The following is a 22,437-nucleotide window of genomic DNA, read 5'->3' on the forward strand; positions in this document are numbered from 1 at the left end:
AGCCCCCGGCGGCCCGTTCCGGGCGGTCAGAGCGCCAGCGTACGCCAGCCCCGGGTGATCTCCTCGCGGACCGAACTCGCGTTCGGCGCCGGGACGCCCGGGGCCGGAGCGGCCGTCAGCAGCTCCAGCAGCGCCGCGCCGTCCGCCGGGCGCCCGGCCGGGTCGGCGTTCAGCGCGCGGACCACCACGGCGGCCAGCGCCGGGTCCAGGGCGTGGACGGCGGCCAGCGCGGCGGGCTCGGGCCCGGTGTCCACGATCCGGCGGATCACCGCGCCCGTGCTGGTCGCCGCGAACGGGCTGGCGCCGTGCGCCGCGCAGACCACGCAGCAGGCCCAGGCCCAGATGTCGGCGGCCGTGCCGACCCGGTCCTCGCCGAACTGCTCGGGTGCCATGTAGGTGAGGGTGCCGGGGCCGCCGCCCGTCATGGTGAGCCGGGTGCCGTCGACCAGCGCCGCGATGCCGAAGTCGAGCAGCCGCGGGCCCGCGGTGGTCAGCATGATGTTGGCCGGCTTGAGGTCCCGGTGGATCAGGCCGAGCCGGTGCACCCCGGACAGGGCCACCGCCAGCGCCAGCGCCAGGGCCCGCAGTGCCTCGGGCGAGCGGACCGGCCCCTGCTCGCGCAGATGGGCGTCCAGCGGGCGACCGTCGAGCAGCTCCATCGCCAGGTACGGCCGGCCGTCGTCCACCCCGCCGTCGAGCACCCGGGCGGTGTAGGCACCGGAGACCATGGCCAGCACCTCGGCCTCGCGCTCGAAGCGGAGCAGCAGCTCGGCGTTGTCGAGGAGTTCGACGTTGATGGTCTTCAGTGCCACCTGCGTCGCCGCGCCCTCGCGCCGGGCCAGGTACACGGTGCCCATTCCGCCGGAACCGATCCGGCCGAGCAGGTGGTAGCCGCCGATGGTGCGCGGTTCGCCCGCGCGCAGGGGCTGGTGCGGGACGGCGCCGACGGGCGCCGGGGCGTACGGGGAGCCCGGTGCGTACGGGGAAGCCGGGGCGTACGGGGCCGTCGGCGCGAACGGTCCGGGTTGTACGGGTTGTACGGGTTGTACGGGCGGGAACGCGGTCGTCGTCGCGGGCGGGACCGCCGCTGTGGACGGGGCGGTGGAGCGGTGGCGCCCGGCGGCCACCACGGCGACGATCTGGAACACCAGGGCGGCCAGCAGCAGCCCGACCGGCAGCACGAACACCCCGAGCACCCCGCGCAGGACGAACCAGCCGGCCACCCGGAGCCGGGTCGAGCCGCTCGACCACACCGCCGGAGGCATGCCGGTGCGCAGCAGGCTGCGCTGGGTCAGGAACCAGAGCAGCAGCCAGAGCACCAGGACGGTCAGCACCGACCCGAGGTAGTAGTACCTCGCGCCGTCGCGCGGAAGGCGCAGTCCGACGGCCAGGTAGTGGGAATTCGAATCGTCGATCGGCATCTGCAGCACATGGGAGGTGACGGTGCCCTGGGGGCTCATCAGGGCCGTCAGCCCGCCGGCGCAGACGAGCCCCACCGCGACCTCGCCGAACAGCGTGGCGAGGCCCTTCGCGCCGGTGCCGCCGCTCAGGGCCGCCAAGGCCCGCTGCCGCACGTCCCGCTGAAAGCGCAGCAGCAGCGGCAGGCTCACCAGCCGGACCGCCACCGCCACGCCGATCACGATCAGTAACGCTGTGCTGAGCGTCGTGTTCACGCGTCCCGCCCTTCCCCCTGCTGTCGGCAGACGGAGTGTAGCCGTCCCGTACTATCACCCGATCGTGGCGACGGGCCCGGCCCGGGCGCCGTACCGAAGGGGCGAATGGGTACCGCGGGAGACCGTCCGCGAGACCCGCTCACCCGAAGGGCGCAGCGCGCCGACGCGCCGGGGGCCGCCCCGGGTGAGGGTGAAGGGAACCGTCGAGGAGGCGCCGATGACCGGTGGCACCACCAACGCGCCCGGACACCGGCGCCCCTGGTGGGCACGCCTCGCGCGCGCGGTCCGGACCTATGTCCGCCGGGCCCCGGGTACCTACGTCTGGCTGGCGATCCTGCTCGCCACCACGCAGGTGATCCGCCACGTCGACAGCGCGACCGCCGACCGGATCCTGGAACGGCGCTCGACCAACCTGCACCACCTCCAGGTCTCACCGGTGCGCGTGCTGATCACCAGCGCACTGTGGATCGCGGGCGCCGGGTGGCTGGGCTACTTCCTGCTCTACAACCTCTTCCACGTGCCCGCCGAACGCTGGCTCGGCACCCTGCGCTGGATCTCGGTGGCGATGATCGCGCACGGCGGCGCGACCTACCTCAGCGAGGGCCTGCTCGGGTGGGCGATCCACCGCGGCATCGCCCCGCCGAGGGCCGTCTACACGCTCGACTACGGCGTCAGCTACGCGCTCGCCGGGGTGGTCGCGGTGCTCACCTATCTGATCGTGCGGCCCTGGCGGTACCTGTATGTGGCCGGTGTGCTGGTCTTCTACGGCCTGGGCGTCGCGCAGAGCCGGGACTACACCAGCATCGGCCACTTCAGCGCCGTGCTGATCGGCTTGGCCTGCTATCCGCTGACCCGGGACCGCCCGGGCTCCTGGGACCCGGTCGCCACGGGCCGGCTCGTCCGACGGCGGCTGCGCCGGCGTTGACGGTGGCGGTGGCGGCGGTGGCGTTGGGGGGTTGGTGGTGGCTGATCAGCCGGTGGTGCGCGGGGGCCCCGGGGCGGGCGCGCCCAGGTAGACGTTCAGCGGGGGCCCCTGGGCCAGTACCGCCCCCGCCGTGACGGAGAAGGTGATGGCGGCGCAGAGCGCGATCAGCCAGGACAGCAGTATCAGCACCAGCCCCAGCGAACCGTACTGGGCCAGACTGCGGTTCAGCGCGCCCGGCATGTAGACATGAGCGGTCAGCGACATCGCGGTGGCCGCGGCGGCCGTCAGCAGCGCGCCGGGCAGCAGCGGCAGCCAGCCGACCCGGGCGCTCAACAGCAGGTGGGTGGTCCACCACCAGACCACGAAGGACGCCGCGAAGGTCAGCGGCAGGCCCAGCCAGAAGCCGACGCCGAAGCCGTCCCGGAGCGAGCCCTGGAAGACCAGCACCGTCAGCCAGGCCACGATCCACAGCAGCCACCGCCAGGCCGCCGTCCGGGTACCGGCCTTCGGCAGCCGCCAGGCGTGCTCGCAGACCCGGGCCACCGCGCGGCTGCAACTGGTCGCCGACAGCAGTGCCATCAGCACACCGATGATTCCGGTGGTGCCTCGCAGGTCCCCGTTGCCGTACAGCGCCTGGCGCAGCTCCTGGTCCGAGGCGCCGGAGACGCCGAACAGCGCGCGGAGCGAGGCCACCAGTTGGTCCCGCACGTCGGCCGGGGCGAACGCGGCCACCGCGAACAGCAGCGGTACGGAGGTCAGGAAGATCTGGGAGGCCATCCGGGTGGCGGCGTCCAGCAGTCCGGGGGAGAGCAGCCGGGCCGTCAGCTCGGTGATCACGGGGAAGCGCCGCTCGGCCTCGGCCCGCTCCCGCTCCCACCGCCCGCGCCCCCTGGCCAGCCGTTCCCGCCAACGGCCGGCGGCCTCCCTCACCGACCTCATCCCTCGGTCCTCCCGCAGTGGGGCAACGATCCGCCCCAGTCAAGGCCAGCCCGGCCCGTCCCGCCACCGGAGCTGTCCGTCCGCAGGCGGGGTGGGCGGCGTCGGGGGTCGGGTGCGGGGAACGGGCGTGGTGCGGTGTGGTGTGGTCGTGGGTCTACCGTCGGGGCGGCAGGCTCGTGGGGCTCGTGGGACTCCGCCCGATGAGGGTGTTGAGCACGTTGAGGGCCGCCTTCTTGCGCTGGGCCTTGCGCGACCAGACCGCCGGGCAGACGACCCCGAAGAAGAACAGCAGCACCACGACGAGGCTCGGGGCCGCCGAGATGATCGCGATGGTGTTGTTGCTCTGGAACCCGGCCGCGACCGGGCCTGCGCCGGTCGCGGCGACTCCGGCCGGAGCGAGCCAGCGGGGGCCCGGTGCGGGCGGTGCGGTGCCCGTGGCCTGGGCGCTTCCGCCCGACGCGGGAATCCCCGTACCCTCGTGCATGTAGTTCTCCGGGTGTTGGTGGGGCTACGAGTGATGACGGCTTCCTGTTGACGCAGGGAGCCGTCGCTCCGTTGTGGGGCGTACGGCTCGTACCGACAGTGGCTACGATGACAGAGCTGCGGAAGGCTGAAAAACCGCAGAAAACATCGCGGGACTTGAGTAAGTGGATGTTGGTCCAGGTCAGGGGCGCACTGGCGTCACCGATGTGACCCACGCCACAGGAAATGGGAGAGGGAATGTGAGGAATCTCACGGTGGGGATATGGCGCGCAGGCTCCCGCTGAGTGGAACGGGCCCGCTGGTCTCCTTTGCCCGCGAGCTCCGCGAACTCAAGGAACGGTCCCGGGGCACGGTCGAGACGGTCGTCGCGCGAGGCGCCTCGCGGACGGCGGTCTACGCCGCCCTGAACGGATCCCGCCTGCCGAGCGCCAAGAACCTGGACGCCATGGTCGAGGCGTGGGGCAGCGGCAGCGAGCTCGAACGGCGGCAGTGGCACGACCGGCGACGTACCGCCGAGGAAGGCCTCGCGGAGGCTGCCCGGCGGCAGGGCGCGGCGACGGCGGGCCGCACGCCCGAGGAGGAGGACTTCACCCGCGCGCTGCGCGGACTGTGGAGCAAGGTCGGCGACCCGTCGACCGAACGGGTGGCGCGCCACTGCGGCCTGAGCGCGCGAACCCTCGACTCCTACCTGGACGGACGGACCATTCCGACGGAGTCGCGGCTTCGCGAACTCTTCGACGGGCTGTCCGCGCTGCGCGCCGATGACAGCGCCTGGCTGGCGGCCACCCGGGACACCTTCCTCGGGGAGGTGCTCTTCCGCGCCCAGACGGCGCGGCAGGAGGAGCGGGCGAGGGTGAGGGAACTGGCCACGGCCCTCCCGGAAGGGCGGGCTCCCGTCGAGTTCGGCCCGTTCCCCGACGGCATCGGGCCGGTGCCGGGCGTACGACTGGGCCAGGAGTTCGACAACCGCCGGACGCTCTCGCTCGCCGGCGTGCACCGGCCGCTCCAGGCCGGTATCTGCGGTCTGCGAGAACTCGGCGCGGAATCGATCGTGGTCTCCGGTGGGTACGAGGAGGACGAGGATCTCGGTGATGTGATCCTCTACACCGGGGAGGGCGGGCGGAGCCCGCAGACGGGGCAGCCGGCCCGGAACCAGCAGCTGACGCGCGGCAACGCGGCCCTGGCGACGAGCGCGGCGACCGGGGCCCCGGTCCGCGTGGTCCGGGGAGTCACCACCGCGACCCGCTCCTTGTACCGCTACGACGGGCTCTTCCGGGTCGAGGACCTCTGGTCCGAGACCTCCTCCGGCGGTTTCCTCGTGTGGCGGTTCCGCCTGGTCGCCTTTCCCCCGGCCGAACAGGCTGCGGCAGTCGCCCGGGTATCGGATCGGGTGACGGCTCCGGTAGCGGCATCGGTGACGGATCGGGTGACGGATCGGGTGACGGCTTCGACGGATGAGGACGGTCGGGAGGCGGGGCCGGTCCGATCCGCGACATCGGTCGAGCGCGTCGTCCGGAACACCGCGATCGCCACCCACGTGAAACGTGCGCACGACTACACCTGTCAGGTGTGCGACGTCCGCATCATGGTCCCGGGCGGCGCCTACGCCGAGGCCGCACACATCACGCCCCTGGGGAGACCGCACCACGGATCGGACACCGTCGACAACGTTCTCTGCCTGTGTCCCAACCACCACGTGATGTTCGACTTCGGGATGCTGATCGTCAACGACGACCTCACGGTGGTGAGCCGCGACGACAGCTCCGTGGTGGGCCGACTGCGAGAGACGGCGGATCACGTCGTCGACCGGAAGCGCCTCGCGGAGCACCGGCTGCGGCACGGGGTTCCCCGCAACGAGGGCATGCGCTGACCCCTGTCCGGGCCGGGCAGGAGCAGAACCGGTCGTACTGGCCTGGCCGTTGCGGGTGGGGGCCGGTCGTCCGGCGGTCCCGGGGCCGCTGCCCCGTCTGCTCGTGGTGAGCGGGCGGGGCAGCGGATCGGGCCCGGGGGCGCTAACGGCCGACGGACTGGGCCAGGCAGAGGATGTTGCCCTCGCTGTCCTTGAACCAGGCAGCGCGCAGATTGTCGCGTTCGGCGATGCCGTTGACGGTCTTCAGCCCGGGGAAGTCGTACTCCTCGAACGTGATGCCGCGCTCACGCAGAGCGGACATCGCGTCGTCGAGGTCGGTGACCTTGAAGCTGGCGAGGGTGTGGGCGGCCTGTCCGCCGCTGGGGGTGTGGTAGATCGTGAACTGGGTGCCGCCGCAGTCGCAGACCAGTTCCTCGTCGGTCTCCTCGGCGAGCTTGAGGCCGAGGGTGTCGGTGTAGAAACTCCTCGCGCGGGCGAGGTCGGCGGCGGGGATGACGGCTTGCAGTGGTGCGTCTCCAAGCATGGCGCTTCGCCTCCTCCTGCTTCCAGGCTAGGGACGTCGGCGGGCGGGCGCCCACGGTGCGGTGGGTGGCGGCGGGGCGTGTGCGGGCGACTGCCGGGTGTTGCCGCGTCCCGCCGCCCGGTCTCAGCCGCGCTGTGGCCAGTCGTGTGGCACCCGCTCCAGCACGCCGGCGCCGAACAGCTCGTACAGCGGCAGGGTCTCCAGGTGGACGTAGCCGATGTGGCAGTCGCAGATCGGCAACGGGCAGCCGCGCGACCGTAGTCGGGTGCGGTAGGAGCCGTCGTACAGGTTGCCGAGGACGTCCCGGACGAAGTGGCAGCGGCGGACGGTGCCGTCGCCGTCCACGGAGAGCACGGACTCGCCGGTGCGGCAGGGACGGTCGGCGCTGGGGTGGGCGTGCCGGCTGTAGCCGAAGTGCGGGTCGACGGCCGCCCAGTCTGCGGCCTCGGCGTCGGTATAGGTGCGGCCCTCGGCGGCGTTGACCCAGAGGTAGACGCCTGCGGCGAGCTCGGCGCGCAGCCGGCGGGCCTCGGCCAGGTGCTCGGGCTGGCCGACCACGCCGACGCTGTAGCGCACGCCCAGGGCGTCCAGCTCCCGGCACTTGGCGAGGAAGCGCTCCCGGGTGACCTGGCCGGGGTGGTATGTCACCCAGAGCGCGAGGGTGTCGGGATCGGCCTCGGCGAGCCAGTCGGTCCGGCAGCTGAGGTTGGTCTGGATCGCCACCCGGCGTACGTGCGGGAGCTTGCTCAGCTGGACCAGCGTTCGTCGGTACCACGACCGCACCAAGCCCTCGCCCCAGGGCGTGAACAGCACGGCGAGGGTGTCGCCGCTGCCCGCCCGTCCGGCCGCCCAGCCGGTGAACCGCTCCAAGGCCGCGCGGTCGGCGCGCAGTTGATCGGGTGTGTCGCGGCGCTTGGCGAACGGGCAGTAGGGGCAGTCGTAGTCGCAGGAGGCGAGCGGGCCACGGTAGAGCAGGGTGAGGTCGCGCCCACGGTCGGCCGCGCCGGTCTCGCCGGCCGGTGCGCTCTCGGCGCTCGGTGTGCGCGGTGCGGGCGGGGTGGTGGACGGCAGCCCGAGGAAGGTCATTTCGCCTCGTACGCCGTCATCAGGGCCCGGACGTCGGGCGAGAACAGCATCGGCCCGACCGCGTCCGAGTGCGCCAGGCCCTCCGGGCTGAGCACCAGGCGGTCCTGGTCATCGGCGAGCCAGCCGCGGGCGGTGAACTCGGCCAGTTCCGCCGGGAAGTCGGCGGCCGGTGTGCTGCCGAAGCGGGCCCGGTAGTCGGCCAGTGGCATGCCCTCGGCCTGGAGCAGGGACTGCACCAGGTGCCGCCGGCGTGGCTCCTCGCCGCTCATCCGGTGGCCCACCTCGGCGTGGTGGAAGTCCTCGGTGGCGACGAAGTCGTCGATGATTCCGCGCACCTCGGTGGCGTTCACCGCGTAGTCGAAGGAGTAGTGCAGCCGCGAGGTGTAGGAGCGGGCGCCGCAGCCCAGGCCGACCATGCCGTCCGTCTGGCAGGCGTACTCGCTCGCCCCGGCCTGCGGGGAAGCGGCGCGGCGGAACATCCGCATCGACACCTGCTGGTAGCCGTGGGCCAGCAGGTGGTCGCGGCCGGCGCGGTAGAGCGCGAGCCGGCGGGTGTCCCAGGAGGAGTGGCTCTCCTGCTCGCCGCGCCGGGCCAGGCCGGTGAGCGGGCGCACGTAGAGCGGGTAGAGGTACAGCTCCTCGGGCTGCCAGGCGAGCGCGGCGTCCAGCGAGTGGAGCCAACTGGCCTCGGACTGGCCGTCGATGCCGTAGATGAGGTCGATGTTGAGCACCGGGAACCCGGCGGCACGGATCCGGTCGAGGGCGGCCTCCACCTCGGCCCGCTTCTGCGGGCGCACGGCGGAGCGGGCCTCGGCGTCGACGAAGGACTGGATGCCCAGGCTCAGCCGAGTGGTGCCCCGGGCGGCCAGGACCTCCAGCCGGTCGGCGGTCGCGGTGGCGGGAGAGGCCTCCACCGAGAGCGGTATCGCCCGCAGGTCGGCGCCCATCCGCCGCTCGGCGATGTCGCACAGCCGCTCCAGCTCGCGGGCCGTGAGATAGGTGGGTGTGCCGCCGCCGAAGGCGGCCAGCGCGAAGCGCGCGCCCTCGTCCAGCGCGGTGCGGACGGCCACCGCCTGGCGCTCCAGGGCGTCCAGGTACGCGGTGGTCAGGCCCTCGGGGCTGCCGATCCTGGTGAACAGGTTGCAGAAGCCGCACCGGACCTCGCAGAACGGGATGTGCAGGTAGAGCGAGAGCGCGTCCTGCGCCTCGCCCGCCCACAGCTCGCGCAGCCCCGGGCGCTCGGGCAGCGGGCGGTAGGCGGTCTTGTGCGGGTAGGCGTAGACGTAGGACTGGTAGGGCGAGTCGGGCCGCGGGGGTGCGGTGGTCATGCGCGCTCCTCGACGGTGGCGGTGGCGGTGGCAGGGACGGCAGCGGCGGTTGCGGCGGCGGCATCGGGGACGGCTGTGGGGATGGTGAAGTGGGCGTACGGGACGGTCCAGACCACCTCGTGGCCGATCCGGTGCCCGGTGTAGCCGTCCTCGCCGTACGCCGTGCCGTGGTCGGAGCAGACGATCGCGAAGCAGGGGCGGCGGGCGCTCATCGCCGCGAAGAGCCGACCGATGTGGGCGTCGACGTACTCCAGGGCGGCGGCGTGGCTGGCCCGGGAATCGCCGTGCTCACGGGTGGCGCCGGGCAGGTGGAACCAGTTGGGCTGGTGCAGTGCCGAGACGTTCAGGAACAGGAACAGCGGTTGCCCGGCGGGCTGTTCGGCGGCGATCCGCTCCGCCCGGGCGACCTGCTCCTCGAAGGACGTCGGGGACGGCACGCCCATCCCGGGCTCCCAGTGGCTCTCCTGGAACAGGCCGGGCAGCACCGAGCCGAGCGGGCCCTGCTTGTTGAAGAAGCCCACGCCGCCGATGCAGACCGTCCGGTAGCCGGCGGCGGCGAGGGCGGTCGGCAGATCCGGCGCGTCGAACACCCAGGTGCGCGGGGCGGTGCTCTCGGAGCCGGCGAAGCGGGCCGCGAACAGGCGCGGGTGGGGGCCGTCGGGGGAGGCCGGGGTGGGCAGGAAACCGGCCAGGATCGCCTGGTGGGAGGCGTAGGTGAAGCTGCCGGGCGCGTGCCGGCGCTCCCAACGGCCGCCGGGGAGGAAGGCGGCGAGGTGCGGGATCCGGCCTGCGGCGGCCAGTTCCTCGGCGACGTCGAAGCGGAGCGTGTCGAGTGTGACGAGCAGCAGGTCGTGTGTGCCGACGACCGCGTTCATGTCGGGGGTCGGAGCGGGAGCCTGGGTGTGGGGGGAGGTCTGGTGGTTCATCGGGAGGGTTCCGTGATCTGGTGGTCCGTCGGAGCGGGGAGGGGCGCTCCGGTGGTGCGGTCGGTGGCCCCGGTGAGGGCGGCGAGCTGGGCGCCGTAGGTGTCGAGGCCCTCGCCGGGGCCGCCGGGCAGGCCGGTGAGGTTGGGGAGCAGGTCGCCGAAGGCGTTGACCTCGCCGACCAGGGCGCGCCGCCAGCCGGCCGTGGGCAGGACGTCGACCCCGACCATCAACGAGCCGGGGAAGCAGGCCGCCGCGCGCTCGGCCGTCTCCAGCAGGGCCGGCCATGCGGGCCCGGCGGCCTCCCGGGCCAGGTCGAGGCTGCCCCGGGCGCCGCCGAGGTGCAGGTTGGTCATCGGTTGCGCGCTCGTGCGCACCACCGCGTGGGTGGCCCGGCCGGCGACCACCACCACGCGCAGGTCGGCCGAGCGGCCGGACTGCGCGGCCTTCGGGATCCACTGCTCGACGTGCAGCCCGTCCGGTGCCAGCCGGTCGATGATCTCGGCCACCTCCCGCTCGCTGCGGTAGTGGCGGACCCGCAGCGAGTTGTGCAGCAGCCCGTCGGCCAGCTCGACCGAAGTGGTGGCCAGGACCTGCCCGCGCGGCCCGAACTGCAGGGCCGTCACCCCGGAGGCGGAGGAGCCGTGCGCGGGCTTGACGAAGACCCGGCGCAGGCCGGCCGTGGCCAGCCGCCCGCGCAACTGCTCCCAGCCGGTGACCTCGCCGCCCAGCGCCCGGGGTACCGGCACCCCGGCGGCGGCGAGGAGTGCGTGTGCCCGCCGTTTGTCGAACATCACGGCGATCTCCTCCGGATCGCCCAGCAGCCGTACGCCGGGGCGCCCGGCGAGCTCGCGCAGCGCGGCCGTCACCCCCGCGTACCAGGCGGCCGTGCCCTCGACCCGGGTCGGTGCGTAGGACGGGCCGAGCGCCGGGCCGCGCAGCAGTTCGTCGACCAGGGCTTCCTCGCCGGGCGACTCGATCCGCAGCAGGCCGTCCTCGGGCAGCCGGTAGTCGCCGCGCAGCACGTCCAGCCAGGGCAGGACGGCGGGCTCGGGCAGCCCGGCGGCCCGGGCGGCGGCGGCGAACAGCGTCACCCGCCGGTGTCCGGGATTGCCGAGGACGGTCAGCCGCGGTGTCATCGTGCCGTCACCCGCCTACTCGGCGACCGCGACGTAGCGGTCCCCGTCGTCCTCGTCCTCGTCGGGGTCCTCGGCCTCGGAGAGGTCGAGCGCGACCCCGGGCAGGGACTCGGTGAGGCGCTGCTGCAGCTCCTCGCTGACGTAGTGGTGGTGCAGGTCGAGGGCGCGCAGGTGGGTGAGCGGCTGGCCCTCCAGCAGGGCGGCGGCGCCCTCGTCGGAGAGCACGCCCATGGACAGGTCGAGCGACTCCAGCCTGGCCACCACGGGCGCGTGCGCGACGGCCGAGGCGATCTCGTCCTGGAACTCGCTGTTGGCCAGCCCGAGGTGGCGCAGGCTCGGGAGGCGGGCGCCGCCCAGGAAGGGGCCGAGGTCGTCGATCGTGGCGTCACCGCCGTACTCGTCCACACCGAGCCAGAGCGTCAGGCGCTCCAGCGCCGGCAGCTCGGAACCCGCCACCGCCCGCACCACCCGGGCCGGCAGGCCGCCGGCCTCGAAGCGCAGCGCGGCCAGCCGGTCGTGCCGCACCGGCTGGAAGCTCAGGCCCGTGCCGCCTCGGACGGTCAGCTCGGTCAGCCCGGGGAAGGCCGTCAGCAGCGGGGTGACGTCCCCCATCTCCATCCAGGAGATCTCGCACTCGTCGTAGGTCACGTCCCCGAGGAAGAGCGCCTCCAGGGCGGGCAGGCGCTCCGCGTCCGCGGCGATGGCGGCGACGGTGGCGGCCACGGAGACGTAGTCGCCGCGCCACCAGGGCCCGATCACCAGGGCGCGGACCCCGGCAGGGTCGACGGCGTCGAGGAAGGTCTGCCAGAGCTGCGCGAAGTCGTGCTTCGCGTCGTAGTCCAGGGCGAGCCGCCAGGCGACCGAGCCGACGACGGGCGGCGTGCGGGTGCCGCCGTCGGGGGTGAAGTCGCGGATCGGCAGGTCGTGGAAGCGGTCGGGGTGGAGGGAGACGGTCATGTCGGCTCCAGACGGATGGGCGTGGTGGGCTGGCTGGTCGGTGCGGCGGTGTCGGGCGCGCGGTCGGTGACGGCTACTCGGCCACGGCGACGTAACGCCACCGGTCGTCGGGCTTTCCGGCCTCGGAGAGGTCGATCTCGACACCCGGCAGGGCCTCGGTGAGGCGCTGCTGCACCTCCCCGGTGAGGAAGTGGTGGTGCAGGTCGAGGGCGCGCAGGTGGGTGAGGGGCTGGCCCTCCAGCAGGGCGGTGGCGCCCTGGTCGGTCAGTACGCCCATGGCGAGGCTGAGCGACTCCAGCCGGGCCACCACCGGCGCGTGCGCCACGGCGGCCGCGATGGCGTCCTCGAACTCGCTGTTCTGCAGGCCCAGATGGCGCACCGCGGGGAAGCGTGTGCCGTCCAGGAAGGGGGCGAGGTCGTTCAGCGTGGCGTCGCCGCCGTAGTTGTCGACGCCGAGCCAGAGTTCGAGCCGCTCCAGGGTGGGGAAGTCGCAGCCGGCCACTGCCCGCACGACTGCGGCCGGCAGGCCGCCGGCCTCGAAGCGCAGTGCTCGAAGCGCCTCGTGGCGCACGGGTGTCAGCTTCAAGTCGTTGCCGCCGCGCACCACCAGCTCGGTCAGCTCGGGATAGGCCGTCAGCAGCGGGGTGACGTCGCACATCTCCAACCAGGAGATCTCGCTCTCCTCGTACGTGACGTCGCCGACGAAGAGCCCTCGCAGTGCGGGCAGCCGGCCCGCCGCCTCGACGATCGCGGCCAGGGCGGCGTCGAGCTCCTCCGGCTCGTCGGAGAACCACGGGCCGATCACCACGGCCGTCACGCGCTCGGTGTCGACCGTGTCGAGGAACTGCCGCCAGCGCTCGGTGAAGGCCTCCTCGGAGTCGTAGTGCAGGCCGATCCGCCAGGCGGCCGCCGCCGGCTCCGGCAGGGTCACGGCTGCCGCGTCGCCGGCGTCGGCGGCCTCGTCCAGGGCCTGGACGAAGTCGAAGACCGGGAGACCGTGGAACTGCTCGATGTGGTGGTTGACGGTCATGCGCTGCTCCTCAGGGGTCGGGGCCGAACACGTGTCTACCAGTCGGGTCCGACAATCCTGTGGCCGGGTGGTCGGCCGGGCGCGTTGTCAGACCCTTGCTCTACGTTCTGGTCGTGGCTCCGGAACGTGACCGCGAACAACACGGTGGAGCCCGGGGTTCCGGCTGCCGCCGGGGCCCGACCGTACGGCGAGGGAGGACTGATGTACCGCCAGGGCGATGTGCTGATCGTGCCGGTCGAGGAGGGCGCCGTGCCGCCCCGGGTGGCCACGCTGGCCGTCCGGCCCCGGGACGGCCGGGGCCGGATGGTGCTGGCCCTCGGGGAGGTCACCGGCCACGCGCACGCAGTGGTCGGTCCCGGGGAACTGCGCCGGGAGGCCGGTCCGTTCGGCGCGGGCTGGCTGCACCTGCCCGAGGGCGGCCGGGTGGTGCACGAGGAGCATGCGGCGATACCGCTGCCGAAGAGCTGGTACCGGGTGGTGCGCCAGCGCGAGTACACCCCGGGTGCAGTACGGGTGGTCGCGGACTGACGCGGAGCCCGACGAGCGGACGGGCGGCTGACGGGCGGCTGACGGACGGGTGGTCGGACGTCGGGCGACGGCCGGCGGCGCGTAGACGGGTGGGCGGGCGCGGCGTGCGACGCGGAATCTGCGGCGTGGAACACGCGGTGCCGAACGGAACGGAAGCAGGCGGCCGGGCGGGGAGCCCGGCCGGGAACGGAGCAGACGATGGAGACGACGATTCCCGACCGCCCGGCGGGCGCGGTGACGGCCGGGCCCGCCGAGGTGACGGCCCGCTGGCGGGCCGCTGCGGCGGCCACCGGTCCGGCCGACCGGTCGGCGGCCGAGCACGCGGTCCGGGCCGCCTACCGGGCGGCCGGGCTGCCCGAGCCCACGGCCGTCCGCTGGTTCGGCTCGCCGTTCGCCGCCGCCGAGGCTGCGCTGCAGCTGCGGGCCGCCGGCGCGGTGAGCGTGCGCGAGGCCGTGCGCACCGGGCCCTGGGAACAGGCCCGGCGGCGGGCCGTCGAGGAGGTCGGCGCGGCCGGGTGGGCGGCGCACTGGGCACTCACCGGCGGCGAGCTCGGCCCGGTCACCACCCCGCTCGCCGACCGCATCCGTACGGCGGTCCTCGACCGGCTCGCCCCCGAGGCCGACCGTGAGGAGGCCCCGGACGACGCGGCCGCCGCCGCCCGCGCCCGGCGCACCACCGTCCGGCTCGCCCTGCTCGACGCCGTGCGCGGCCAGCACGACGCTCCCTGGTTCGCCGCCTTCGAGGCCGCCTCCGCCGAGGCCGGGGGCAGCGCCGAGGCAGTCGCGCCGCTCGCCGGGGTGGCCCGCGAGGCCGGCTGGTGGTGGCCGTACCAGGACGTCGCGCTGGTCAGCGAGCGCCCCGTCGCGCTGCACCGCGACGAGGCCGGGCGCCTCGACCGGGGGGACGGCCCCGCCCTGGAGTATGCCGACGGCTTCGCCCTGCACGCCTGGCGCGGCATGCCCGTGCCCGCCGAGTTCCTGGCCGGGCTGGCCGACGTCACCGTCGAGCGGATCCGTACCGAGGAGAACGCCGAACTGCGCCGCGTCCTGCTGGAGCACTACGGCTACGAGCGCTACCTGGCCGACTCCGGAGCCGAGCCCATCCACCGCGACGAGACCGGGGTGCTCTGGCGGATCACCCTGCCCGACGACGAACCGGTGGTCATGGTCGAGGTCGTCAACTCGACCGCCGAGCCCGACGGCACCTTCCGCACCTACTGGCTGCGCGTCCCGCCGAGCACCCGCACCGCCCGCGCCGGGGTCGCCTGGACCTTCGGCATACCCGAGTCCGAGTACCACCCGCAGCGCGAGACCTGACCGGCCCAGCCCCAGCCCCCGGCGCAGGCCGCTGAGCCGCGAATCCCGGCCGGCCGCTCCCGGCGCTGTCCTCGGCGGGCCGCGGAACAGGACAGCCCACCCCCGGCGCGCCCGCCCCCGCGGAGCGCTTCCGGCCGCCATGGCAGCCACCGAGTCCTGGCCGCCGAACGTCGCGCGCGCCACCGGCCTGCTGCACCCGCTGGGCGTGGTGGTGGTCGCGGACCCGGACGAGCCGCCGCTGCCGTTCGGCGACGGGGCCTTCGACCTGGTCACCGGCCGTCATCCGGTGAAGGCCTGGTGGTCGGAGATCGCCCGGGTACCGCGGCCCGGCGGCATCCACTGCGCCCAGCACGTGGGGCCGGCGTCCGCCTTCGAACCGGTCGAGTACTTCCTCGGCCCGCAGCCCGAGGCACGCCGGGCCCGCCGCCCGGAGGACGAGAGCGCCGCCGCGCGGGATGCCGGGCCGGCAGGTGGCGTTGTCACGCGCCGGCGTCAGGCGGCGCCGCTCACGCCAGGGCGACCAGCTCCAGGTAGGAGTCGTGCCACAGGTCCTCGTCGCCGTCCGGGAGGAGCAGGACGCGGTCGGGCCGCAGGGCCTCGATGGCACCCGGGTCGTGGGTGACCATCACGATCGCGCCCGGGTATGTGCCGACCGCCGCCAGCACCTCCGCCCGGGAGGCCGGGTCGAGGTTGTTGGTGGGCTCGTCGAGCAGCAGGACGTTGGCGCCGGAGTGGACCAGGCCGGCCAGCGCCAGCCGGGTCTTCTCACCGCCCGAGAGGACCCCGGCCGACTTGTCGGCGTCGTCGCCCCGGAACAGGAACGCGCCGAGGACGTGCCGCAGTTCGCCGTCGCTCAGGTGCGGCGCGGCCTGGGCGAGGTTGTCGCGGACACTGCGCGCCGGGTCGAGGGTGTCGTGCTCCTGCGCGAAGTAGCCGAGCCGCAGGCCCGGGCCGGGCACCACCCGTCCGGTGTCCGGGCTCTCGTGGCCGGCCAGGATGCGCAGCAGGGTGGTCTTGCCGGCGCCGTTCAGGCCGAGCACGACCATCCGACTGCCCCGGTCGACGGCCAGGTCGAGGCCGCTGAGCACCGGGCGGCCGGCGTAGGCCTTGGCGAGACTGATCGCGCCGAGCGGCATCCGGCCGCAGGGGGCGGGTTCGGGCAGCCGGATCCGGGCCGTCCGTTCGGCCTGCCGGGCGGGTTCGAGGTCGGCGAGCATCCGGTCGGCGCGGCGGGCCATGCTGCGGGCGCTGGTGGCGGTGGCGACGTTGGCCCGCATCCGGTCGGCCTGGGCGTGCAGGGCGGCGGCCTTGCGTTCGGCGTTGGCCCGTTCCCGGGTGCGGCGGCGCTCGTCGGCGGCGCGCTGGTCGAGGTAGGCCCGCCAGCCTGTGTTGTGGACGTCGATCGCGGCGCGCTGCGGGTCGAGGTGGAAGACCCGGTTGACGGTGTCGGCGAGCAGGCCGAGGTCGTGGCTGATCAGGACCAGCCCGCCCTGGTGGGCTGCCAGGAAGCCGCGCAGCCAGGAGACGGAGTCGGCGTCGAGGTGGTTGGTGGGTTCGTCGAGCAGCAGGGTGCCGTGGTCGGCGAAGAGGATCCGGGCCAGCTCGACCCGGCGGCGCTGGCCGCCGGAGAGGGTGCCGACCGGGGCGTCCATGACCCGGGTGGGCAGTCCGAGGCCGGCGGCGACCCGGGCGGCCTCGGCCTCGGCCGCGTAACCGCCCCGGGACTGGAACTCGGCCTCGGCGCGGGCGTAGGCGTCCATCGCCCGGCGCTGCTCGTGCGGTCCGTCGGCCCGCGCCATCGCCTCCTCGGCGGCGCGCAGCGCGCGGACGGCGGTGGCCAGGCCACGCGCGGACAGGATGCGGTCGGTGACGGTGGCGGACGGGTCGGCGGCGCGGGAGTCCTGCGGGAGGTAGCCGACGGGGCCGGTGCGGGTGACCGTCCCGGCGGCGGGCGGGAGCTCTCCGGCGAGGGTGGCGAGCAGGGTGGTCTTGCCGGCACCGTTGCGGCCGACCAGGCCGATCCGGTCGCCGGGGGCGATGTGGACGGTGATGTCGGACAGCAGGAGGCGGGCGCCGACGCGCAGGTCGACACCACGAGTGGTGATCATGGGATAACGCTCCGAAACAGCGAACGGACACACGGGTGGCGTGGAAGTGGGTCCGTCGGCTAGGAAATTCGGGGCGTAGACATGCTGGCCAGGGTACGGGGCGGGCGGAGCGTCCGCATCCGAATTGCCGGCGTCCGCGCACCGCGTCCGCGCGGGTTTCGGCCAGCGGGGCGGGTGTTGGCTCGTGGGGCCGCCTTGCCGGGGTACGGGCCCCGCGCTTCCATGACCCGCATGGGTCGACGTGAGCTCGTTCTCTTGACTGATCACAGTTCGACCGAAGGAAGCCGGGACGTCCTCGTGGCCGCCGCCCGGGCCTTGACCGGCCGGGCGCCCGTGCTGCTCGACGCCCGGCACTTCATGACCGGCGGGGGCGGCCGGATCCGCCCCGACGACGAGGGCGGGCTGCGCCTGGAGGCGGACGGCCGCAGTGTGGCGGCCGACGCCGTCGTGGTCTACGAGATCCCGCCGCACCGGCGGCGGGACTTCGCGCCCTGCCAGCGGCTGCTGGGCGCGCACGGCGCCCGCTCGCTCGGCACCGGCGTGCAGGCCTGGCGGGCGGCCACCGAGAAGGACCTCACGGTGGCCCGCTTCATCCGCGACGGCGTCGCGCACATGCCGACCGTCTCGCTGTCCCGGCCGAGCCCGCGGGCCGCCGCCGAGGCCTTCGACCGGCTCGGCGGCGATGTCTGGGCCCGGCCCTGCGTCGGGATGGGCGGCGACGACGTCTTCCACGTCACCACCCACGCCCAGCTCGTCTCCGCCGCACGGCACTACGAGCGCGGCGGGGCGGACTGGCTGATCGCCCGGGACGCCCTCAACTTCACCCCGGACGGCCGCCGCCACCAGTACCGGGTGGTGGTGCTCGACGGCCGGGTGGTCCGGGTCGTCGAACACGTGCAGGCGGATCCGGACGCCCCCTGCAACGAGAGCCGCGGCGCCGTCTCCGCCCTGCTCACCGCCGCCGAACTGCCCCGGGGGCTCGCGGACCTGGCGATCCGCGCGGTCGCCTGCCTCGGCCTGCCGTTGGCCGGGGTCGACCTTGCTGCCGAGAGCGGCGGCGTGGTCTTCGAGGTCAACGTCCACCCGGCGTTCGGCCGCGGCGCCTTGGAGCAGGTCGCCGTACCGTACGTGGCCGCGCACCTGGAGTCCGTCTGACGGTTCCGGCCGGGCGAACGGCGTGCGGGCCCCTGGCCGGCGGCCGGTGAAGGGGGCTGGTCGGCTCCGCAGGATGGCGAGGGCGCCGGTCAGCTCCGCAGGATGGCGGCGAGGAGCGACGGGCGGAACAGCAGCGTCGGCGGGGCGACCAGCGACATCACCTCGTGGAACGCGGCGGTGACCGCCGGGTTGTGGGCGGCGCCGGCCAGCACCTTGTCGAGGAAGCGGTGCTGCAACGCGAGCAGGGCGCCGGAGGGGCCGCCGGTGGTGGCGGCGAAGCGGACGTCCTCGGTGCAGGACATCACCCACGGGTTCTTGGAGACGGTCGCGAGCGCGCGCCGGGCGTCCCGGGCCGTGGCGTGGCCGATGCCGCCGTGGCGCAGGGCGGTGCGGCGCAGCTCCCGGGCGCAGAACAGGGCGACGGTGACGCCCTGCCCGTACACCGGGTTGAAGGTGCTGGCGGCGTCGCCGACCACCACCAGGCCGTCCGGGGCGCCGCGTTCGTAGTGCCGCCGGATGCCGGGGCCGGGGACGAAGCCGCGCACCTCGCAGGCCGGCTCGGCCTGCTGGAGCGCCTCGCGGATGCTCGGGTCGCGCAGCTGGGCCAGCTGCTTGGTGAACCCGGCTTCGCCGGGCTCGGGTTCGGCGCCGCGCATGCCGGCGACGCTGACGATCCAGCGGTCGCCCTCGACGGGCAGCAGCACGCCCAGGCGGGGCGCGTCGGGGGCCTTGGTCTGCAGGTAGATCGCCTTGTAGCCGATGTCGACGCCGGCCGGGCGGTGGAACAGCCGGGAGGAGTACGCGACGCCCGCGTCCACCCGCTCCTCGGGCACCGGCGGGTGGCCCAGTTCCGCCAGCCAGTCCGGCACCGAGGTCGTGCGGCCGGCCGCGTCCACCACCAACTCGGCCGGGATCTCCTGGACTTCGCCGCGCTCGGGCCCGCGGGCGCGGACCTTGACGCCCGTCACCGCGCGGGCCGACCCGAGCAGGCCGACCACGTCGGTGCCCTCCAGGAACTCGATCGTGGGATCGGCGCGGACCCGGTCCAGCACCGCCTTGTCCAGCACCGGCCGGGTGCAGGAGAGGAAGGCGAGCTGCGCCGGGTACTGCGCCATCCACCCGGCCGAGCTGAGCCACTTCAGATCGCCCGAGACGGCGATCCGCGCCGCGCCCGCCTCCGTGAGCTCCTTGTTTATGCCGGGCATCATCTCCTCCAGTGCCCGGTGCCCGGCCTCCAGCACCAGGTGCGCGTGCCGGCTCTGCGGCACCCCGGCCCGGAACGTGGGCTCCGCCGGGTAGTGGTCCCGCTCCACCATCACGATCCGTTCGGCGAACCCGCGCAGGGTCCCCAGGCCGCCACCGTGCCGGCCAGTCCGCCGCCGATCACCACCGCCGTGACCCGCCCGGGGGCCGTTCCCGAAGAAGTCATGACACGTAGCGTAGTCGGGCGGTAGCGGCCCCGTAATCGCATCGGCGGGACGAACGGGCAGGGTTCGGGCGGCCGTTGGTGCCCGAACGCGCCGGGCGCACGACCAGCCCGGAGCACTGCCGCGCGGGCTCCCCGGGGGCGGGCGGTGGGAGGCACTCGGGAGCGGGTACTACACTCGGCGGGAGTTGTGCAGGCCCCCCTTCCGGTGCGCGGGCGCGCGGAGCCGAGGAGGTGAGAGCCGTGGAGTGCAGTAGTCCGGGTCGAAGTCGGCCCCGCCCCCGGTTGTCCCGCACCATTCGCGGCACCCGGCGTTCCTCCTCCCGTACGGCTCCCACGCGGCGCTGACCTCGTCCTCGACGAGGTGCCGCCGGTCGCGCCGTGCGCGTGGTGGCCGGCCGGGCGCCTCCGGCCCGCCGTCCCCGGACGGTGGCCGGGCACCCACCGTGGAGGTATCCGCCATGTCCGACTGGCGTGTGCGCGCCGTGCGCGCGAGCAAGCGTCCGTTCTCCCGCCCCGCCGGAGGCCCCGGCCCCACCGACGCGCAGCCGGCTCCGGAGCACTCGATGGATCCGCGGCCCGACCAGCCCGTCGAGCCGGTCACCCTGGAGCGCTCCGTGGTGGACGCGGCGGTCTACCGGGACGGGCGGCGGATCGACGCACCGGCGAACCTCGCCGACATCTACCGCGAACTGCCCGACCGGCCCGGCGCGATGGCCTGGATCGGCCTGTACCGCCCGGCCGAGGCGCAGCTGCTGGAGGCGGCGGACCGTTTCAACCTGCACGAACTGGCCGTCGAGGACGCCATCGTCGCCCACCAGCGGCCGAAGCTGGAGCGCTACGGCGACACGCTGTTCGTGGTGCTGCGCGCCGCGCGCTACCTGGACGAGGCGGAGGAGGTCGACTTCGGCGAGATCCACCTCTTCGTGGGCCCCGACTTCGTGCTCACCGTCCGCCACTCCCAGGCGCCGGACCTGTCCGCGGTGCGCCGCCGCCTGGAGACGGACCCGGACCTGCTCGCGCTCGGCCCGGAAGCGGTGCTGTACGCGGTGCTGGACGCCGTGGTGGACGGCTACGCGCCGGTGATCGCCGGGCTCCAGCACGACATCGACGAGATCGAGACGGAGGTGTTCGGCGGCGACCCGCAGGTCTCCCGGCGCATCTACGAGCTGTCCCGCGAGGTGATCGAGCTCCAGCGGGCCACCCGGCCGCTGCTGGAGATCATGAGGAGCCTGGAGGCGGGCTTCGGCAAGTACGGCACCGACGACGAGCTGCAGCGCTACCTGCGCGACGTCGCCGACCACGCCACCTACGCCGCCGAGCGGGTGGACGGCTTCCGGCAGATGCTGCAGAACATCCTGACCGTGAACGCGACGCTGGTCTCGCAGCGGCAGAACGAGGAGATGAAGCAGCTCGCCGAGGCCGGGCACGTGCAGAACGACGAGATCAAGAAGATCTCCTCCTGGGCGGCGATCCTCTTCGCGCCGACGCTGATCGGCACCGTCTACGGGATGAACTTCGAGATCATGCCGGAGCTCAAGTGGGCGTTCGGCTACCCGTTCGCGGTCGGGCTGATGGCGCTGGTCTGCACCGGGCTGTACGTGGTCTTCAAGCGCCGCAACTGGCTCTGACGTCGGGGCGGGGCGCGGTCGGCTCGGGCGCGGTGCTCGCGACCGGCTCCGCCGTGCCGCCGAAAACCGGTGAGGGTTGACCGGTCGCCGCAACCGGCGCCGACCGCACGGCTGTTCGCCCGGCGTCAGGGATTCGTCAGGGCGGCGGCGCGGCGCTTGCCCCGGTCCGCGCCCGCCGGTTGGATGAGGAGCATGAACCGCCCGGCACGCCACCACGACCGCCCGCCGCATCCGCGGCCGCCGGTCCGCGTCGCCGCGGCTGCCATCGCCGTGCGCTGATCCGAGCCTCCCCGCCGGAAGGCACGGCACGTGCCGCGCCCCGCCCCGTCGCCCGATCGGCGCGGGGTGCGGGCGGGCGCGCGAGTTCCGCATCTCATCAGGTCTTTTGAGCCCGCACCCCGGCCCGGACAGGGCCGGGGTGCCCCGCACCCTGGGAACGGTCATGTCCGAATCCGTCCTGTCCGCTCGTACCGCCCTCGTCACCGGCGCCTCCTCCGGCATCGGCTGGGAGACCGCCCGGCTGCTCGCGGGGCTGGGTGCCACCGTGCTGGTGCACGCCCGGACCACTCCGGAGGCCGAGGCGGCCGTCGCCAGGCTGGTCGACGCCGGCGCCCGCCGGGACCAACTCGTCGAGCTGGCAGCCGACTTCACCCGTCTCTCGGAGGTCGCGGTGCTGGCCGGCACGGTCGTCAAGCACTACCCGGCGCTGGACCTGCTGGTCAACAACGCCGCCGCGATGGCGCCCGAACGCTGCACGCTGACCGACGACGGCAACGAGGTCTCGCTGCAGGTCAACTTCCTGGCCGCGCACCTGCTGGCCAGGCTGCTGCGGGCGCCGCTCTCGGCATCCGGCGAGGCCCGGATCGTCAACGTCTCGTCCTCGTTGCACCGGACCGCGTCGATGAACTGGTCGGACCCGCACCGGGTGAAGAGGTACTCACGGGTGGCCGCGTACGCGCAGTCGCAGCTCGCGCTCACCATGGCGACCGCCGACATGGCCCCGGCCGGCTCCGGCATCACCGCCGTCAGCCTCAACCCGGGCCTGTGCGACACGGCGCTGCTGCCGTTGTACGGGCGGGCCGGCGCGCCGGCGGCGGAGGGTGCGGCGGCCGTCGTCCGGCTCTGCCTGCCGGACGTTGCGGTCGCCAACGGCGCCTACTATGACGGCGGTTCGGTGGCGCCCGTGGCGCAGGCCGCCCAGGAGGAGCGTTCGCTGAAGCGCCTGGTCAAGCTGGCGGACCAGTTGGTCGGCCAGGCCGCTTGAAGCCCTTCCCCGGAATCGGAGAGCACGCGATGTCCAAGCGCGCCCGCAAGAAGAGGGCCCGGCGGAAGAACACGGCGAACCGCGGCCGCCGGGCCGGGCAGGGCTGATCCGCCCACCACCGCAGGCCACCAC

Annotated in this window: 19 protein-coding genes and 1 pseudogene; 8 read left to right on the forward strand and 12 right to left on the reverse strand. The window is 74.2% G+C overall.

Translation table 11 applies throughout. The features are described 5' to 3' along the window. Nucleotides 1-26 precede the first annotated feature (26 nt). Nucleotides 27-1,673 (reverse strand): serine/threonine-protein kinase, encoded by a 1,647-nt coding sequence (locus ABT015_RS25060; RefSeq protein ID WP_350882717.1) that lies wholly within the window; start codon nucleotides 1,671-1,673, stop codon nucleotides 27-29. A gap of 217 nt (nucleotides 1,674-1,890) precedes the next feature. Here ABT015_RS25060 and ABT015_RS25065 point away from each other — a divergent pair, with 217 nt between their 5' ends. Then, a complete protein-coding gene (locus ABT015_RS25065; protein WP_350882719.1) occupies nucleotides 1,891-2,598 on the forward strand; it encodes a rhomboid-like protein in 708 nt (235 codons plus the stop codon). A 45-nt stretch (nucleotides 2,599-2,643) separates the two neighbouring features. On the opposite strand, the gene ABT015_RS25070 is transcribed toward ABT015_RS25065, so the two are convergent. Continuing rightward, nucleotides 2,644-3,537: a YhjD/YihY/BrkB family envelope integrity protein gene (locus ABT015_RS25070; protein WP_350882721.1), complete on the reverse strand. Its 894-nt coding sequence runs from the start codon at nucleotides 3,535-3,537 to the stop codon at nucleotides 2,644-2,646. Between the two features lie 154 nt (nucleotides 3,538-3,691). Further along, nucleotides 3,692-4,021 (reverse strand): hypothetical protein, encoded by a 330-nt coding sequence (locus ABT015_RS25075; protein WP_350882723.1) that lies wholly within the window; start codon nucleotides 4,019-4,021, stop codon nucleotides 3,692-3,694. A 261-nt stretch (nucleotides 4,022-4,282) separates the two neighbouring features. Between ABT015_RS25075 and ABT015_RS25080 the strand changes: the two genes are divergently transcribed. Beyond that, complete coding sequence (locus tag ABT015_RS25080) at nucleotides 4,283-5,890, forward strand: YDG/SRA domain-containing protein (RefSeq protein WP_350882725.1); 1,608 nt, start codon at nucleotides 4,283-4,285, stop codon at nucleotides 5,888-5,890. A gap of 142 nt (nucleotides 5,891-6,032) precedes the next feature. Here ABT015_RS25080 and ABT015_RS25085 read toward each other — a convergent pair whose 3' ends face one another. The 7 genes from ABT015_RS25085 to ABT015_RS25115 form a co-directional block, all read right to left on the reverse strand. Continuing rightward, nucleotides 6,033-6,413: a VOC family protein gene (locus ABT015_RS25085; RefSeq protein WP_350882727.1), complete on the reverse strand. Its 381-nt coding sequence runs from the start codon at nucleotides 6,411-6,413 to the stop codon at nucleotides 6,033-6,035. A 123-nt stretch (nucleotides 6,414-6,536) separates the two neighbouring features. Further along, the gene (locus tag ABT015_RS25090) at nucleotides 6,537-7,499 is read right to left on the reverse strand and encodes an STM4011 family radical SAM protein (RefSeq protein WP_350882729.1); all 963 of its coding nucleotides are present in this window, start codon (nucleotides 7,497-7,499) and stop codon (nucleotides 6,537-6,539) included. Continuing rightward, complete coding sequence (locus tag ABT015_RS25095) at nucleotides 7,496-8,827, reverse strand: STM4012 family radical SAM protein (protein WP_350882731.1); 1,332 nt, start codon at nucleotides 8,825-8,827, stop codon at nucleotides 7,496-7,498. Before ABT015_RS25095 ends, ABT015_RS25090 begins: the two co-directional genes overlap by 4 nt. Next, a complete protein-coding gene (locus ABT015_RS25100) occupies nucleotides 8,824-9,702 on the reverse strand; it encodes an STM4013/SEN3800 family hydrolase (protein ID WP_350882837.1) in 879 nt (292 codons plus the stop codon). Before ABT015_RS25100 ends, ABT015_RS25095 begins: the two co-directional genes overlap by 4 nt. Nucleotides 9,703-9,749: 47 nt before the next feature. Then, the gene (locus tag ABT015_RS25105) at nucleotides 9,750-10,889 is read right to left on the reverse strand and encodes an STM4014 family protein (protein ID WP_350882733.1); all 1,140 of its coding nucleotides are present in this window, start codon (nucleotides 10,887-10,889) and stop codon (nucleotides 9,750-9,752) included. 15 nt (nucleotides 10,890-10,904) lie between these two features. Further along, a complete protein-coding gene (locus ABT015_RS25110; RefSeq protein ID WP_350882735.1) occupies nucleotides 10,905-11,846 on the reverse strand; it encodes an STM4015 family protein in 942 nt (313 codons plus the stop codon). Nucleotides 11,847-11,919: 73 nt separating this feature from the next. After that, nucleotides 11,920-12,876, reverse strand: coding sequence for an STM4015 family protein (locus ABT015_RS25115; protein WP_350882737.1), 957 nt, complete (start codon nucleotides 12,874-12,876; stop codon nucleotides 11,920-11,922). Nucleotides 12,877-13,077: 201 nt separating this feature from the next. Between ABT015_RS25115 and ABT015_RS25120 the strand changes: the two genes are divergently transcribed. The 3 genes and pseudogenes from ABT015_RS25120 to ABT015_RS25130 all read left to right on the forward strand — a co-directional run. After that, complete coding sequence (locus ABT015_RS25120; RefSeq protein WP_350882739.1) at nucleotides 13,078-13,404, forward strand: DUF8820 family protein; 327 nt, start codon at nucleotides 13,078-13,080, stop codon at nucleotides 13,402-13,404. 198 nt (nucleotides 13,405-13,602) lie between these two features. Then, nucleotides 13,603-14,721 (forward strand): DUF6745 domain-containing protein, encoded by a 1,119-nt coding sequence (locus ABT015_RS25125; protein WP_350882741.1) that lies wholly within the window; start codon nucleotides 13,603-13,605, stop codon nucleotides 14,719-14,721. A 127-nt stretch (nucleotides 14,722-14,848) separates the two neighbouring features. After that, nucleotides 14,849-15,184: pseudogene (locus tag ABT015_RS25130) on the forward strand (SAM-dependent methyltransferase); the annotation flags it as partial. Between the two features lie 43 nt (nucleotides 15,185-15,227). Here the strand turns inward: ABT015_RS25130 and ABT015_RS25135 are convergent. Beyond that, complete coding sequence (locus ABT015_RS25135) at nucleotides 15,228-16,829, reverse strand: ABC-F family ATP-binding cassette domain-containing protein (RefSeq protein ID WP_350882743.1); 1,602 nt, start codon at nucleotides 16,827-16,829, stop codon at nucleotides 15,228-15,230. Between the two features lie 255 nt (nucleotides 16,830-17,084). On the opposite strand from ABT015_RS25135, the gene ABT015_RS25140 reads away from it, so the two are divergent. Then, nucleotides 17,085-17,984: an ATP-grasp domain-containing protein gene (locus ABT015_RS25140; RefSeq protein WP_350882745.1), complete on the forward strand. Its 900-nt coding sequence runs from the start codon at nucleotides 17,085-17,087 to the stop codon at nucleotides 17,982-17,984. Nucleotides 17,985-18,073: 89 nt separating this feature from the next. Here the strand turns inward: ABT015_RS25140 and ABT015_RS25145 are convergent, their stop codons facing one another. Then, nucleotides 18,074-19,300 carry an NAD(P)/FAD-dependent oxidoreductase gene (locus ABT015_RS25145; RefSeq protein ID WP_350882747.1) on the reverse strand — a complete coding sequence of 409 codons (1,227 nt, stop codon included), beginning with the start codon at nucleotides 19,298-19,300 and terminating at the stop codon, nucleotides 18,074-18,076. 571 nt (nucleotides 19,301-19,871) lie between these two features. Between ABT015_RS25145 and ABT015_RS25150 the strand changes: the two genes are divergently transcribed. Together ABT015_RS25150 and ABT015_RS25155 are read left to right on the forward strand one after the other, a co-directional pair. Continuing rightward, on the forward strand, nucleotides 19,872-21,041 hold the full coding sequence (locus tag ABT015_RS25150) for a magnesium and cobalt transport protein CorA (protein WP_350882749.1): 1,170 nt from the start codon (nucleotides 19,872-19,874) through the stop codon (nucleotides 21,039-21,041). 442 nt (nucleotides 21,042-21,483) lie between these two features. After that, a complete protein-coding gene (locus ABT015_RS25155; protein ID WP_350882752.1) occupies nucleotides 21,484-22,305 on the forward strand; it encodes an SDR family NAD(P)-dependent oxidoreductase in 822 nt (273 codons plus the stop codon). The last annotated feature ends 132 nt before the right edge of the window (nucleotides 22,306-22,437 follow it).

Source organism: Kitasatospora sp. NPDC094016 (assembly GCF_040304045.1).
In the GTDB taxonomy this organism is placed as follows: Bacteria; Actinomycetota; Actinomycetes; order Streptomycetales; family Streptomycetaceae; genus Kitasatospora.